12 protein-coding genes and 1 pseudogene are annotated in these 14,578 nt (G+C 41.2%); 12 read left to right on the forward strand and 1 reads right to left on the reverse strand.

From position 1 onward, the window contains the following. The first annotated feature begins 253 nt into the window (after positions 1–253). Positions 254–1,069, forward strand: a complete 816-nt coding sequence (locus FBF73_RS05685; RefSeq protein ID WP_136937223.1) for an ABC transporter substrate-binding protein — start codon at positions 254–256, stop codon at positions 1,067–1,069. Between the two features lie 20 nt (positions 1,070–1,089). Here the strand turns inward: FBF73_RS05685 and FBF73_RS05690 are convergent, their stop codons facing one another. Continuing rightward, positions 1,090–2,361, reverse strand: a complete 1,272-nt coding sequence (locus tag FBF73_RS05690) for a PLP-dependent aminotransferase family protein (RefSeq protein ID WP_136937224.1) — start codon at positions 2,359–2,361, stop codon at positions 1,090–1,092. A gap of 141 nt (positions 2,362–2,502) precedes the next feature. On the opposite strand from FBF73_RS05690, the gene budA reads away from it, so the two are divergent. The 11 genes and pseudogenes from budA to alaS all read left to right on the forward strand — a co-directional run bounded on the left by budA (position 2,503) and on the right by alaS (position 14,516). Continuing rightward, the gene (gene budA / locus FBF73_RS05695; RefSeq protein ID WP_125454691.1) at positions 2,503–3,234 is read left to right on the forward strand and encodes an acetolactate decarboxylase; all 732 of its coding nucleotides are present in this window, start codon (positions 2,503–2,505) and stop codon (positions 3,232–3,234) included. A 9-nt stretch (positions 3,235–3,243) separates the two neighbouring features. Continuing rightward, positions 3,244–3,996 (forward strand): YhfC family intramembrane metalloprotease, encoded by a 753-nt coding sequence (locus FBF73_RS05700; protein ID WP_136937225.1) that lies wholly within the window; start codon positions 3,244–3,246, stop codon positions 3,994–3,996. Positions 3,997–4,107: 111 nt separating this feature from the next. Further along, entirely contained in the window at positions 4,108–5,013 is a 906-nt protein-coding gene (murB, locus tag FBF73_RS05705; protein ID WP_000111599.1) for a UDP-N-acetylmuramate dehydrogenase, read from the forward strand. A 159-nt stretch (positions 5,014–5,172) separates the two neighbouring features. Further along, complete coding sequence (locus FBF73_RS05710; RefSeq protein WP_000742900.1) at positions 5,173–6,330, forward strand: ABC transporter ATP-binding protein; 1,158 nt, start codon at positions 5,173–5,175, stop codon at positions 6,328–6,330. Continuing rightward, positions 6,311–7,117, forward strand: a complete 807-nt coding sequence (locus FBF73_RS05715) for an ABC transporter permease (RefSeq protein ID WP_136937226.1) — start codon at positions 6,311–6,313, stop codon at positions 7,115–7,117. Before FBF73_RS05710 ends, FBF73_RS05715 begins: the two co-directional genes overlap by 20 nt. Further along, positions 7,114–7,887: an ABC transporter permease gene (locus FBF73_RS05720; protein ID WP_136937227.1), complete on the forward strand. Its 774-nt coding sequence runs from the start codon at positions 7,114–7,116 to the stop codon at positions 7,885–7,887. Before FBF73_RS05715 ends, FBF73_RS05720 begins: the two co-directional genes overlap by 4 nt. Continuing rightward, entirely contained in the window at positions 7,884–8,954 is a 1,071-nt protein-coding gene (locus FBF73_RS05725; protein ID WP_136937228.1) for an ABC transporter substrate-binding protein, read from the forward strand. The genes FBF73_RS05720 and FBF73_RS05725 overlap by 4 nt, the downstream gene beginning before the upstream one ends. Positions 8,955–9,115: 161 nt before the next feature. After that, entirely contained in the window at positions 9,116–9,940 is an 825-nt protein-coding gene (locus tag FBF73_RS05730; protein WP_136937229.1) for a GIY-YIG nuclease family protein, read from the forward strand. 701 nt (positions 9,941–10,641) lie between these two features. Next, positions 10,642–11,106, forward strand: a pseudogene (locus FBF73_RS10125) (PASTA domain-containing protein); the annotation flags it as partial. Positions 11,107–11,390: 284 nt separating this feature from the next. Further along, positions 11,391–11,876, forward strand: coding sequence for an LURP-one-related/scramblase family protein (locus FBF73_RS05740; protein WP_020903187.1), 486 nt, complete (start codon positions 11,391–11,393; stop codon positions 11,874–11,876). A 21-nt stretch (positions 11,877–11,897) separates the two neighbouring features. Next, the gene (alaS, locus tag FBF73_RS05745) at positions 11,898–14,516 is read left to right on the forward strand and encodes an alanine--tRNA ligase (protein ID WP_136937231.1); all 2,619 of its coding nucleotides are present in this window, start codon (positions 11,898–11,900) and stop codon (positions 14,514–14,516) included. Positions 14,517–14,578 lie beyond the last annotated feature (62 nt).

The raw sequence follows: 14,578 nt of genomic DNA on the forward strand, positions 1-14,578 counted from the left end.
CATATGATTCTTTCTAATGAGTTGTTTAGTCGCTTTTCATTATAGGTCATATGGGACTTTTTTTCTACACAAAAATAGGCTCCATAATATCTATAGGGGATTTACCCACTACGAATATTATAGAGCCGAAATCAATTGATAGCTCCTTTTTTGAATTAAAAAAATATTTTTAAGATAAAAATTCAAAAAACACTTGACAAGTAAGTTGTATAGAGTTATAATTATACAAAATTAACAGAAAGGTTGTTTATTTATGAAATCAAAAAAATGGATATTTGTTTTATGTAGCTTTCTTGCAAGTTTCTTCTTAGTGGCTTGCCAGTCGGGTTCTAATGGTTCTCAGTCAGCTCTTGAGGCCATTAAGCAAAAGGGGAAATTAGTTGTGGCGACTAGTCCTGATTATGCACCTTTTGAATTCCAAGCCTTGGTTGACGGGAAAAATCAGGTAGTCGGTGCAGATATTGATATGGCTCAGGCTATTGCTGATGAACTTGGGGTTAAGTTGGAAATTTCAAGTATGAGTTTTGACAATGTCTTGACCAGTCTTCAAACTGGTAAGGCTGATCTAGCAGTTGCGGGAATTAGCGCTACTGACGAGAGAAAAGAAGTCTTTGATTTTTCAATTCCTTACTATGAAAACAAGATTAGTTTCTTGGTTCGTAAGTCTGATGTAGAAAAATACAAGGATCTAACTAGTCTAGAAAGTGCCAATATTGCAGCCCAAAAAGGGACTGTTCCAGAATCGATGGTCAAGGAACAATTGCCAAAAGCTCAATTGACATCCCTAACCAATATGGGTGAAGCTGTTAATGAATTACAGGCTGGAAAAGTAGATGCTGTTCACATGGATGAGCCTGTTGCGCTTAGCTATGCTGCTAAAAATGCCGACTTAGCTGTCGCAACTGTCAGCTTGAAGATGAAGGACGGCGAAGCCAATGCCGTTGCTCTTAGAAAAAATAGTGCTGATTTGAAAGAAGTGGTGGACAAGGTCATCCAAAAACTCAAGGATGACGGTACCTACCAAAAATATCTTGAAAAAGCAGCAACCCTAACAGAAGTTGAAGAATAAGAAAAAAGCAGAGTTGGAGGTTATTCCAATTCTGCTTTTAAATAGTTTAAAACCTTTTCTAGATTTTCTAAGGATACCTTGGCAAATTGATAAGGGCAGGCATCCAAGTAAGCCTCCTCAAAGAAGTCCAATTTCAGCTGACTGTGTTTTAGGCTGGCGATTTTAGGATACTGTCTGAGATCGAGCAATAAACCATCGTGTAGGGGATAATGAGGAAGGGGACAAGGTGTTTTAGTTAAGATTTCCTCGATTTGTTTTTGGTAAGTTTCCTGATTGGACAAGCGAGCCAGACGATTTTTCTCAAATAATTGACTGTCAATATAGAGTGATAAGGCCTTTTGCATGATGAGGTTGCTGTCGTAGTCTAGGATATTTTTGTAGGCCACAAAGGCTTCTTTGATAGCATTTGGCAGAATGAGTGCCGTAATCCGCAGGGCTGGAAAGAGGCTGGTTGAGAAGGACTTGATATAAATGACGCGCTCCTCTGTATCTAGATAGTGGAAGGTCTGGCCCTTTTTAGAGTCCAAATCCCCCAAATAGTCGTCCTCTACGATATAGACACCATACTTGGAAGCTAAGTCAAGAATGGCTCGTTTGTCCTGCTCAGAATAGGAATGCCCCAGAGGATAGTGAAAACGAGGAATGGTGTAGAAAAACTTAATTTTTCCTGTTTTGAAGTGGCCTTCCAGCTCCTCCAAGTCAATCCCATCAATGCCTCGTTCAATCGTTTGATAGTCCAGACCTTGAGCAATCAAGAGGCGATTCATCCGATGGTAGGTCGGCTGTTCCACCAAGATTTCCTTGGCTTGGCTAGGAAAGGAAATTTGAGAAAGGATAAACAAGGCTTGCTGGGTTCCAGAAGTCAATATCAACTGGTCTGCCTTGCAGTAGAGAGCTTGGTCAAAGAGTAGTTTATGGATGGATTGTCTTAAGTCTTCTAATCCTTCTTGGTTGTCATAGTAGTTGAAGAGGTAGTTTTCTCGGCCAATCAAAGTTTCATTGATACAGAGTCGGAAATCATCATAGGCACTGGCATGTTCGTCAGTGACTTCGATTTCTAGATCCTGGTGTTGCCCTTGTTCTAGGACATAGTAACCACTCTGGGGCTTGGCATAGAGGTATTGTTCGTGCCGTAATTCCAGCAGGGCTCGTTGGATAGTATCCTTGCTACAGTGAAAGTCAAGGCTCAGTTGACGGATAGAAGGCAGGCGACTTCCCGTCGGAAAGCGTCCAGACTCGATGCCATTTTTCAGATAGGAAACGACCTCTTGGTACTTGCTTTGTTTCTTCATTCCAGACCTCCCTTGATTTTGTTACATTGTACCTTTTTTTTTCCTTCTTGGCAATGTCTAAGGTGTTTCTCTCGTTCACATCTAGGGGCAAATGTGGTATACTTAGGAGTAACATTTATAGAATAACAGACAAGAAAGTGAATGGATAAGAACGTGCAGGAACCAGTGAAATTATTTCAATACAATACCCTTGGAGCCTTGATGGCTGGCCTTTATGGTGGTACCATGACAGTAGGAGAATTGCTAGAGCATGGTGACCTTGGTTTGGGAACCTTGGATTCCATTGATGGGGAATTGATTGTCTTGGATGGCAAAGCTTATCAGGCTAAAGGCTCAGGAGAGCAACCGGAAATTGTAGAAGTGTCACCAGATGCCCTTATTCCTTACGCAGCAGTAGTACCGCATCAGGCAGAGGTCATTTTCCGCCAGCGCTTTGAGATGACAGACAAGGAATTGGAAGAGCGAATCGAGTCTTATTATGATGGGGAAAATCTTTTCCGCTCTATCAAGATTCGTGGGGAATTTTCGCATATGCATGTGCGCATGATTCCCAAGTCGACACCAGATACCAAGTTTGCTGAGGTCGCAACTCGTCAACCGGAATATAGTCGTGACAATGTGGCGGGGACCATCGTTGGTTTCTGGACGCCAGAGATTTTCCATGGGGTCAGTGTGGCAGGCTACCATCTGCACTTCATTTCAGATGATTTGACCTTCGGTGGGCATGTCATGGACTTTGTCATTAAGGAAGGAATTATCGAAGTGGGAGCTGTTGACCAATTGGATCAACGTTTCCCAGTCCAAGACCGTCAATACTTGTTTGCTAAGTTCAATGTTGACGAGATGAAAAAAGATATTGAAAAGGCAGAATAGGAGAAGAGAATGACTATTCATATCATTATTACCATGTTGCTGTTACTAGCTTTCTTGATAGGGAGCATTTGGTATGCCAAAAAGAAATACCAGATTAATCTAGCTGTCTTGGGCTTGGGGGCTGTTGCTTTCTTTGTCTCTTCACAGATTTTAGAAAAACTGGTGCATATCTTGGTTTTGCATCCTCAAAAAGACGGCAGTATTGCCCTCTTGCAAGACCATCCGCTTGTCTATATCATCTATGGCCTAGCCATGGCAGCATTTTTTGAGGAAACTGCTCGTCTTATTTTCTTCAAATGGTTGGAGAAAAAGAGAAGTTTGGAAAAGGCAGATGCCTTGGCTTATGGATTGGGGCATGGTGGCTTGGAGTTGATTTTCCTAGGCCTTACTAGTTTGATTAATCTCTACATCGTTCTCTCAGCAGTTCAAACGCAAAATCCACAGGTTATGCAATTGCTGTCTGAAAATATGTTGAAAACTATCCAGTCGCTATCAGTCTGGCAGATTTATTTGCTTGGTTTTGAGCGAATTTTGGCTCTAGGTTTCCAATTGCTTTTGACTGTTTGGGTTTACCAAGCTGTTCGCCAGAAGAAATGGATTTATCTCCTAGCGGCCTATGGACTACATGCCTTCTTTGACCTGGCACCATCTCTAGCCCAAGTTGGCTGGCTGACAAGTCCAGTCTTGGTTGAAGTCATTCTACTAGTTGAACTGTTCCTAGTTGCCTATGGAACTAAGGCAATCTTTTGCAAAAAATCATAAGAAAAGGGGGAAACCTCTTTTTTTATTTAAAATAAGCTCAAGATTTTTTAGGGTCGTCAAATGGTCTTAAAAATGGTATAATGGAATGAATTTTGTAAAAGGAAGAGTGTCATGTCAGTAAAAGAAAACATGCTTGAAATCTTAGAAGGGATTGATATCCGTTTCAAAGAACCCTTGCATAGCTATAGTTATACAAAAGTAGGTGGAGAGGCCGATTATTTGGTCTTTCCACGAAATCGTTTTGAGTTGGCGCGCGTTGTTAAATTTGCTAATCAAGAAAATATTCCTTGGATGGTTCTTGGAAATGCTAGCAACATCATTGTTCGTGATGGTGGGATTCGTGGATTTGTTATCTTGTGTGACAAGCTCAATCATGTTTCCGTTGATGGCTATACCATCGAAGCTGAGGCTGGTGCTAACTTGATTGAAACAACTCGCATTGCCCTCCGTCATAGTTTGACTGGTTTTGAGTTTGCTTGTGGTATTCCTGGAAGTGTCGGTGGTGCTGTCTTTATGAATGCGGGTGCCTATGGTGGTGAGATTGCCCACATCTTACAGTCTTGTAAAATTTTGACCAAGGATGGAGAAATCGAGACCCTATCTGTCAAGGACTTGGCTTTTGGTTACCGCCATTCAGCCATTCAGGAGTCTGGTGCAGTTGTCTTATCAGCTAAATTTGCCCTAGCCCCAGGAAGCCATCCGGTTATCAAGCAAGAAATGGATCGCTTGACGCATCTACGTGAACTCAAGCAACCTTTAGAATATCCATCTTGTGGTTCGGTCTTTAAGCGTCCAGTAGGGCATTTTGCAGGTCAGTTAATTTCTGAAGCTGGCTTGAAAGGCTATCGTATTGGTGGAGTAGAAGTCTCAGAAAAACACGCAGGTTTTATGATCAATGTCGCTGATGGAACGGCTAAAGACTACGAGGACTTGATTGAGTCTGTTATCGAAAAAGTCAAGGAACACTCTGGCGTTACTCTTGAGAGAGAAGTTCGTATCTTGGGTGAAAGCAAGTAGGAAGCTGTAGTTGAAAAGCTGCTGCTATGTCATGGAAAGGGGGTGAAAGCCTATCGTCAGTGCAGAAGAATGTAGGCAGTTCAATCTCCTACGCGAGGTAGTAGCGGCCTGACAGAGCCCTGATCTGTTAATCTATGAAAAAGAAGGAATAAATGACAATTGAAAAAACCAATTATTGAATTCAAAAACGTCTCTAAAGTTTTTGAAGACAGCAACACCAAGGTTCTCAAAGATATCAACTTTGAGTTGGAAGAAGGGAAGTTCTATACTCTTCTAGGCGCGTCTGGTTCAGGGAAATCAACTATCCTTAACATCATTGCAGGTTTACTGGATGCGACGACAGGAGATATTTTGCTGGATGGTGTCCGTATCAATGACATCCCAACCAACAAGCGAGATGTGCATACGGTCTTCCAATCCTATGCCTTGTTTCCACATATGAATGTGTTTGAAAATGTTGCTTTTCCACTTCGCTTGCGTAAAATTGACAAGAAAGAAATCGAGCAGCGCGTAGCGGAAGTTCTCAAGATGGTTCAGTTGGAAGGTTACGAAAAACGTTCCATCCGTAAACTTTCTGGGGGACAACGCCAGCGTGTGGCCATTGCCCGTGCCATCATCAACCAACCTCGTGTGGTTTTGCTGGACGAGCCTTTGTCAGCGCTGGACTTGAAATTAAGAACAGACATGCAGTACGAACTCCGTGAATTGCAACAACGATTGGGCATTACCTTCGTCTTTGTCACTCACGATCAGGAAGAAGCTCTTGCCATGAGTGACTGGATTTTCGTTATGAATGATGGCGAGATTGTCCAGTCTGGAACACCTGTGGACATCTATGACGAGCCGATCAACCACTTTGTTGCTACCTTTATCGGTGAGTCAAATATCTTGCCAGGAACCATGATTGAGGACTACTTGGTTGAGTTTAACGGCAAACGCTTTGAAGCGGTCGATGGTGGGATGAAGCCGAATGAACCTGTCGAGGTCGTGATTCGTCCAGAGGACTTGCGTATTACCCTTCCTGAAGAAGGCAAGCTCCAAGTTAAGGTCGATACCCAGCTTTTCCGTGGGGTGCACTATGAAATTATCGCCTATGACGAACTTGGGAATGAATGGATGATCCACTCAACCCGTAAGGCCATCGTGGGTGAGGAAATCGGTCTGGACTTTGAACCAGAAGACATCCATATCATGCGTCTCAACGAAACTGAAGAAGAGTTCGATGCTCGTATCGAAGAATACGTAGAAATTGAAGAGCAAGAAGCAGGTCTGATCAATGCAATCGAGGAGGAAAGAGATGAAGAAAACAAGCTCTAAACTCTTTGTAGTGCCCTACATGCTTTGGATTGCCCTCTTTGTCCTGGCACCCTTGGTCTTGATTTTCGGACAATCCTTTTTCAACATCGAAGGCCAGTTCAGTATAGAAAATTATAAATCTTACTTTGCTTCACAAAACTTGACCTACCTCAAAATGAGCTTTAACTCCGTGCTTTATGCAGGAATTGTGACCTTTGTGACCCTGCTTATCAGCTATCCAACAGCCTTCTTTTTGACCCGTCTCAAGCACCGTCAACTCTGGCTCATGTTGATTATCCTGCCTACCTGGATCAATTTGCTCCTTAAAGCCTATGCCTTTATCGGAATTTTTGGTCAGAATGGCTCTATTAACCAATTCTTGGAATTTATCGGAATCGGTTCGCAACAGTTGCTCTTTACCGATTTCTCCTTTATCTTTGTCGCAAGCTACATCGAGCTTCCCTTTATGATTTTGCCGATTTTCAATGTCTTGGATGATATGGATAATAACCTCATCAATGCCAGCTACGATCTAGGTGCGACCAAGTGGGAGACTTTCCGTCATGTCATCTTCCCTCTGTCTATGAACGGCGTGCGAAGTGGAGTTCAGTCGGTCTTTATTCCAAGCTTGAGTCTCTTCATGCTGACCCGTTTGATTGGTGGGAACCGCGTTATCACCTTGGGAACGGCTATTGAACAGAACTTCCTAACCAATGACAACTACGGTATGGGTTCAACCATCGGTGTGATTCTCATTCTGACCATGTTCATCACCATGTGGGTGACCAAGGAAAGGAGAGAACGATGAAAAAATTTGCCAACCTTTATCTAGGACTGGTCTTTCTTGTCCTCTACCTGCCGATTTTTTACCTGATTGGTTATGCCTTTAATGCAGGCAATGACATGAATAGCTTTACAGGCTTTAGCTTGAGCCATTTTAAAACCATGTTTGTCGATGGTCGCCTTATGTTGATTGTGACCCAGACCTTTTTCTTGGCCTTTCTATCAGCCTTGATAGCGACCATTATCGGGACTTTTGGAGCTATCTATATCTATCAGTCTCGTAAGAAATACCAAGAAGCCTTTCTATCACTCAATAATATCCTTATGGTTGCGCCTGATGTTATGATTGGTGCCAGCTTCTTGATTCTTTTTACCCAACTCAAGTTTTCACTTGGCTTTTTGACCGTTCTATCTAGTCACGTGGCCTTCTCCATTCCTATCGTGGTCTTGATGGTCTTGCCTCGACTCAAGGAAATGAATGGCGATATGATTCATGCGGCCTATGACCTTGGTGCCAGTCAATTTCAGATGTTCAAGGAAATCATGCTTCCTTACCTGACTCCGTCTATCATTGCAGGTTATTTCATGGCCTTCACCTATTCACTGGATGACTTTGCCGTGACCTTCTTTGTAACGGGAAATGGCTTTTCAACCCTCTCGGTCGAGATTTACTCTCGTGCTCGGAAGGGGATTTCGCTAGAAATCAATGCCCTGTCTGCCCTTGTCTTTCTCTTTAGTATTATCCTGGTTGTTGGTTATTACTTTATCTCACGTGAGAAGGAGGAGCAAGCATGAAAAAACTCTATTCATTTTTAGCAGGAATTGCAGCCATCATCCTGATCTTGTGGGGAATTGCGACTCATCTAGATAGTAAAATCAATAGTCGAGATAGTCAAAAACTGGTCATTTACAACTGGGGGGACTATATCGATCCAGAACTCTTGGAGCAATTCACAGAAGAAACAGGCATCCAAGTCCAGTATGAGACCTTTGACTCCAACGAAGCCATGTATACCAAAATCAAGCAGGGTGGAACAACCTACGATATTGCCATCCCAAGTGAATACATGATCAACAAGATGAAGGACGAAGATCTCTTGGTTCCGCTTGATTATTCAAAACTTGAAGGTCTTGAAAATATCGGACCAGAGTTCCTCAACCAGTCCTTTGACCCAGGCAATAAATTCTCCATTCCTTATTTCTGGGGAACCTTGGGAATTGTCTACAATGAAACCATGGTAGATGAGGCGCCTGAGCATTGGGATGACCTTTGGAAGCCAGAGTATAAAAACTCTATCATGCTCTTTGATGGGGCGCGTGAGGTGCTGGGACTAGGACTCAACTCCCTCGGCTACAGCCTCAACTCCAAGGATACTCAGCAATTGGAAGAGACAGTGGATAAGCTCTACAAGTTGACTCCAAATATCAAGGCTATTGTGGCGGACGAGATGAAGGGTTACATGATTCAGAATAATGCTGCTATCGGCGTGACCTTCTCTGGTGAAGCCAGCCAAATGCTAGAAAAAAATGAAAACCTACGCTATGTGGTACCAACTGAGGCCAGCAACCTTTGGTTTGACAATATGGTCATTCCCAAAACCGTCAAAAACCAAGATGCAGCCTATGCATTTATCAACTTTATGTTGAAACCCGAAAATGCTCTTAAAAATGCGGAGTATGTCGGCTATTCAACACCAAACCTACCAGCTAAGGAACTGCTCCCAGAGGAGAAAAAAGAAGACAAAGCCTTCTATCCAGATGCTGAAACCATGAAACACCTAGAAGTTTATGAGAAATTTGACCATAAGTGGACAGGAAAATATAGTGACCTCTTCCTACAGTTTAAAATGTACCGGAAGTAGGAGTAGAATGTAAGAAAACGAATCAGTCAAGCTGGTTCGTTTTTTTGATGATAGCTATTAATTAAAGTAACCTGATAAAAGTTTGACCATAACTATACATTTTTGTATAATATGTGAGAAATGTAAAATTTAGCAAATATTATGGGGAATAAAGTTTTGTTATGGATTTAAAGTTAAATGATATTTTGAATATAAGTGAACAAAATCAATGGAAATTCAAGGTGAAGTTTAATAATTGGACTGGAGAAAACCCAATTCAGACCTATTTAAGAGATGAGGAAATAATAAACAACTACAATCTATTTTGGAGAACAAATAAGCGATATTTTAATGTTGGAGATATCGTTATAAATTTTATTAAGATAGACAATAATAAATGGTTATTGACTACAATAAAAGAAGTTACCAAGGAACTTTTTGTAACTGGGGGTCAGAACTATGAAGGAATTGAATTGAATGAGTATTCTGCACTTTTTGGGCGTTTAATTATTAGGTATAGAAAAAAATCTAGAGGTTCAGTTCTAAAATATTCAACTTGTAATGAAGAATTGATTATAGAGCAATTGTTATCAGATTCATTTGGTGGGGAAGAATTTCCGGGTTATGATAATATTTCTTTATCTTATAGAGACTTAGAATTGATTTTACGTTTGAGAAAAAAAGATTGGATAACTGCTTTACAAAATCAAAAGGCTATTTATCTTATTACTGATAAGCAGAATGGTAAATTATATGTCGGATCAGCAACTTCAAATTATGGTATGCTTTTACAACGTTGGCAATCCTATGTGGATAATGGACATGGTGGCAACAAAGAACTTAAGATTTTAGTTGAAAAACAAGGGTTTAATTATGTTAAAGATAATTTTCAATACTCTGTATTAGAAAACTATAATGGAAAAATAGATGATAAATTTGTTTTAAAACGTGAATCCTGGTGGAAAGAAGTTTTAAAATCTAAAGAACATGGATATAATTCAAATTAGAAGGAGGTATAAATAGTTTGAATAATTGGGAAAGAGATCTTCGAGATGCAGAACGAAATCAAGAATTAAGAAGACAAAATAATTTGTTAGAACAACAAAGATGGGAGCAGCAAGAATCTAACCAAAAACAACACGCAGCATTACAAGAACAAAATCGTCTTGCTTGGAAGCAGAATGAGGCATTAGAGGAGAGAAATGAACTAGAACGTCAGCGACAATGGGATGAGAAATTTAGACATGAAAGAGAGTTAGAACTACGTAAAGAGCAACAATATAAAGATAATATATTTGATTTAAAAAAACTATGGGCTAAAGCTGAAACTGAAGATGAGAGAGGGAGAATTCAGATACTCTTAGCAGAAGCAGAAACTGAGTATAATCAATATCTGCTTGAGAAAGAGAGAGAAAAAGAACAGGAAGAATTAGCAAGGCATCATCGAGAGAAAATCAATAGAATAAAGTGGTTTTTCGGAATAGCTACAAGCTTACTTTTATTAGTGATAATTGGAACTTTTTTCATAGGTATGAGTAAGTCTAAATCATCTCATAACAGTACTAAGCAATCAACTCAATCAACTCAATCATCTAATTCAGTAAGCTCCACAAGTTCTACAAAGCAAGCTTCTCTTGGTGGAAATAAAGCTAAAGATAAACAAACTTCATCTACAAGTTCTACCTCTTCTAGACCACAGGCTACAAAAGTATATATTGGAAACTACATTGGTCAAAAATCCTCGGATGTTATAGCTGAATTGAAGAGTAGAAAAATTACTGAGAATCATATAAAAGTTGAGGAAGAAGAAAGTGATGAATATTCTCCCGGTACAATTTTACGTCAGAGTTTATCGGAGGGAACTTTATATGATTTGAATGATTCATCCGATATTATTTTGACTGTTACAAAAGAACGAACTAGCGCTACAATGCCAAATTATGCAGGTTCAAGTTTTGAGTTTACCAAAAATAATTTAATCAACATTGTTGGTATTAAAGAAGCCAATATTGAAAGAGTAGAAGTTTCAACTGCTCCTGAAGGTACATCGGAGGGGACTGTAGTAGATCAAAGTCCGAAAGTAGGAGAGGAAGTTGATTTGAAACGTACACGAGTTAAAATTTCAATTTATAAGCCTAAAGCTCATCAAACATCACAAAGTAGATCTAGATAAATTAAAACGTTAATTTAGAAAGCTAACTCACTACTATTGGTTAGAATCATTTCCAGTTGACGCAAGCTTAAAAAAACGTTATAATAAGAAAGTTGAGAATTGATTTTCAGTTGTCTTAGTCCAGAGAAATGGCGGTGCTGCGAGCCATCTAAGCTAGGAAGTCATGCTACTCAATTTAACAATTGCATAAGAATAAGAGAATGACAAGTTCATTGAATGAAGGTGGTACCGCGGTTTTTCGCCCTTCGTGATATGAGCTTGTCTTTTGATTTTTGGAGGTGTTGATGAAAACATTTCTTGTCAAACAAAAGTTTCGTCTTGGAGGCGAACGCTTCGCTATCAAGGATGACAGGGGAGAAATCGCCTATCAGGTGGAGGGATCATTTTTTAAGATTCCCAAAACTTTTACCATCTATGATGCGGCTGGTGAACAGGTCAGTCAGATTAGTAAAGAAATCTTGACCTTGCTCCCTCGTTTTGAGATTCAGCTTCAGGATGGCTCGAGTTTTGTCATTCGTAAGAAGTTGACCTTCTGGCGAGATAAGTATGAGTTTGATAATCTAGGTCTTCGTATCGAGGGCAATATCTGGGATTTGGATTTCAAATTGCTGGATGATCGCGATCAGCTGATTGCGGAAATTAAGAAGGAACTCTTCCATCTGACCTCTACCTATACCGTAACGGTTCTTGAGGACGCTTATGCAGACCTAGTCATTTCCCTCTGCGTCGCGATTGACTATGTGGAAATGCTGGAAAGCCAATCACATTAAACAAGTAAATAAGGAGACAATATGAAACAACTATCTAGTGCACAAGTACGCCAAATGTGGCTTGATTTCTGGGCGACTAAAGGTCACTCAGTAGAACCATCAGTAAGTTTGGTTCCTGTAAATGACCCAACTCTTTTGTGGATCAACTCTGGGGTAGCAACTCTTAAGAAATACTTTGACGGGACCATTATCCCTGAAAATCCACGTATTACCAATGCCCAAAAAGCCATCCGTACCAACGACATCGAAAACGTAGGGAAGACTGCACGTCACCATACCATGTTTGAAATGTTGGGGAACTTCTCTATCGGTGATTACTTCCGTGATGAAGCTATCACTTGGGCATATGAGCTTTTGACAAGCCCTGAATGGTTTGACTTCCCAGCTGAAAAACTTTACATGACCTACTATCCAGCTGATAAAGATTCATACAACCGCTGGATTGAAGTGGGAGTGGATCCAAGTCATTTGATTCCAATCGAGGATAACTTCTGGGAAATCGGTGCGGGACCTTCTGGACCAGATACAGAGATTTTCTTTGACCGTGGAGAAGCTTTTGACCCAGAAAATATCGGTATTCGTTTACTTGCAGAAGATATTGAAAACGACCGTTATATCGAAATCTGGAACATCGTTTTGTCACAATTTAACGCAGACCCTGCTGTTCCTCGTAGCGAATACAAGGAATTGCCACACAAGAACATTGATACGGGCGCTGGTTTGGAGCGTTTGGTAGCCGTTATCCAAGGGGCTAAGACCAACTTTGAAACTGACCTCTTCATGCCGATTATTCGTGAAGTAGAGAAATTGTCTGGTAAGGTTTATGACCAAGATGGCGACAACATGAGCTTTAAGGTTATCGCTGACCACATTCGTTCTTTGTCATTTGCCATCGGTGATGGTGCCCTTCCTGGAAATGAAGGTCGTGGTTACGTCCTTCGTCGTCTTCTCCGTCGTGCTTCTATGCATGGTCAAAAATTGGGTATCAACGAGCCTTTCCTTTACAAATTAGTTCCAACTGTTGGAAAAATCATGGAAAGCTACTACCCAGAAGTGCTTGAAAAACGTGACTTTATCGAAAAAATCGTTAAGAGCGAAGAAGAATCATTTGCCCGTACCCTTCACTCAGGTCAACACTTTGCCCAAGGCATTGTAGCAGACTTGAAAGAAAAAGGTCAAACGGTTATCGCTGGACAAGATGTCTTCAAACTTTATGACACTTATGGATTCCCAGTTGAATTGACTGAAGAAATTGCTGAGGAAGCTGGTATGACTGTAGACCGTGAAGGTTTTGAAGCAGCCATGAAAGAACAGCAAGAACGCGCGCGTGCTTCAGCTGTTAAAGGTGGCTCAATGGGGATGCAAAATGAAACCCTTCAAAACATCACTGTAGAAAGTGTCTTCAACTACAATGCTAGCCAATTGTCTTCTAAATTGGTGGCTATCGTGTCTGACAATGCAGAAGTAGAAGCTGTATCAGAAGGAACTGCCTCTCTTATCTTTGCGGAAACGCCATTCTACGCTGAAATGGGTGGACAGGTCGCTGACCACGGACAAATCTTGGATGAGTCAGGTAAGGTTGTGGCTACTGTGACCAATGTTCAAAAAGCACCAAACGGACAAGCTCTTCATACAGTTGAAGTCCTTGCACCGCTTGCCTTGAACCAAGAATATACCTTGGCAATTGATACAAATCGTCGTCACCGTGTTATGAAAAACCACACTGCGACTCACTTGCTTCACGCTGCTCTTCACAATATCCTTGGAAATCACGCAACACAAGCAGGATCTCTTAACGAAGTTGAATTTCTTCGCTTTGACTTTACCCATTTCCAAGCAGTAACTGCAGAAGAATCGCGCGCAATTGAACAGCAAGTCAACGAGAAAATCTGGGAAGCTCTTGAAGTGAAGACAGTTGAAACAGATATTGACACTGCCAAGGAAATGGGAGCTATGGCTCTCTTTGGTGAGAAATACGGTAAGGAAGTTCGTGTTGTTACTATCGGTGACTACTCTATCGAGCTTTGTGGTGGTACCCACGTTGGCAACACTTCTGAGATTGGTCTCTTCAAGATTGTCAAAGAAGAAGGTATCGGATCAGGAACTCGCCGTATATTGGCGGTGACTGGTAAGGAAGCCTTTGAAGCCTACCGTGAACAAGAAGATGCTCTTAAAGCAGTCGCAGCAACCTTGAAAGCACCTCAACTTAAAGAAGTACCTCACAAGGTAGAAGGCCTTCAAGAACAACTTCGTCAACTTCAAAAAGAAAATGCTGAATTGAAAGAAAAAGCCGCAGCTGCAGCCGCAGGCGACATCTTCAAGGATGTGAAGGAAGTCAACGGTCACCGTTATATCGCTAGCCAAGTGTCTGTATCCGATGCTGGTGCCCTTCGTACCTTTGCGGATAACTGGAAACAAAAAGACTACTCTGATCTTCTTGTTCTTGTTGCTGCTATAGGTGACAAAGTCAATGTCCTTGTAGCAAGTAAGACAAAAGACCTTCATGCAGGAAACCTTGTCAAAGAATTGGCACCAATCGTCGATGGACGTGGTGGTGGTAAACCAGACATGGCCATGGCAGGAGGAAGCAACCAAGCTAAGATCCAAGAATTGTTGGATTCAGTAGCAGGTAAATTGTAATCAAGTAATACTCTTCGAAAATCTCTTCAAACAACGTCAGCCTCACCTTGCCGTACTCAAGT

Source organism: Streptococcus mitis, assembly GCF_005144795.1.
Classification (GTDB): Bacteria; Bacillota; Bacilli; order Lactobacillales; family Streptococcaceae; genus Streptococcus; species Streptococcus mitis_BB.

Bases quoted from the DNA above. Each gene is read 5' to 3' on its own strand.
- FBF73_RS05740 (WP_020903187.1), top strand. From the start codon at position 11,391: ATGAAAACATTTCTTGTCAAACAAAAGTTTCGTCTTGGAGGCGAACGC.
- FBF73_RS05690 (WP_136937224.1), bottom strand. From the start codon at position 2,361: ATGAAGAAACAAAGCAAGTACCAAGAGGTCGTTTCCTATCTGAAAAAT.
- alaS (WP_136937231.1), top strand. From the start codon at position 11,898: ATGAAACAACTATCTAGTGCACAAGTACGCCAAATGTGGCTTGATTTC.
- murB (WP_000111599.1), top strand. From the start codon at position 4,108: ATGTCAGTAAAAGAAAACATGCTTGAAATCTTAGAAGGGATTGATATC.
- FBF73_RS05715 (WP_136937226.1), top strand. From the start codon at position 6,311: ATGAAGAAAACAAGCTCTAAACTCTTTGTAGTGCCCTACATGCTTTGG.
- FBF73_RS05725 (WP_136937228.1), top strand. From the start codon at position 7,884: ATGAAAAAACTCTATTCATTTTTAGCAGGAATTGCAGCCATCATCCTG.
- budA (WP_125454691.1), top strand. From the start codon at position 2,503: ATGGATAAGAACGTGCAGGAACCAGTGAAATTATTTCAATACAATACC.
- FBF73_RS05720 (WP_136937227.1), top strand. From the start codon at position 7,114: ATGAAAAAATTTGCCAACCTTTATCTAGGACTGGTCTTTCTTGTCCTC.
- FBF73_RS05685 (WP_136937223.1), top strand. From the start codon at position 254: ATGAAATCAAAAAAATGGATATTTGTTTTATGTAGCTTTCTTGCAAGT.
- FBF73_RS05730 (WP_136937229.1), top strand. From the start codon at position 9,116: ATGGATTTAAAGTTAAATGATATTTTGAATATAAGTGAACAAAATCAA.
- FBF73_RS05700 (WP_136937225.1), top strand. From the start codon at position 3,244: ATGACTATTCATATCATTATTACCATGTTGCTGTTACTAGCTTTCTTG.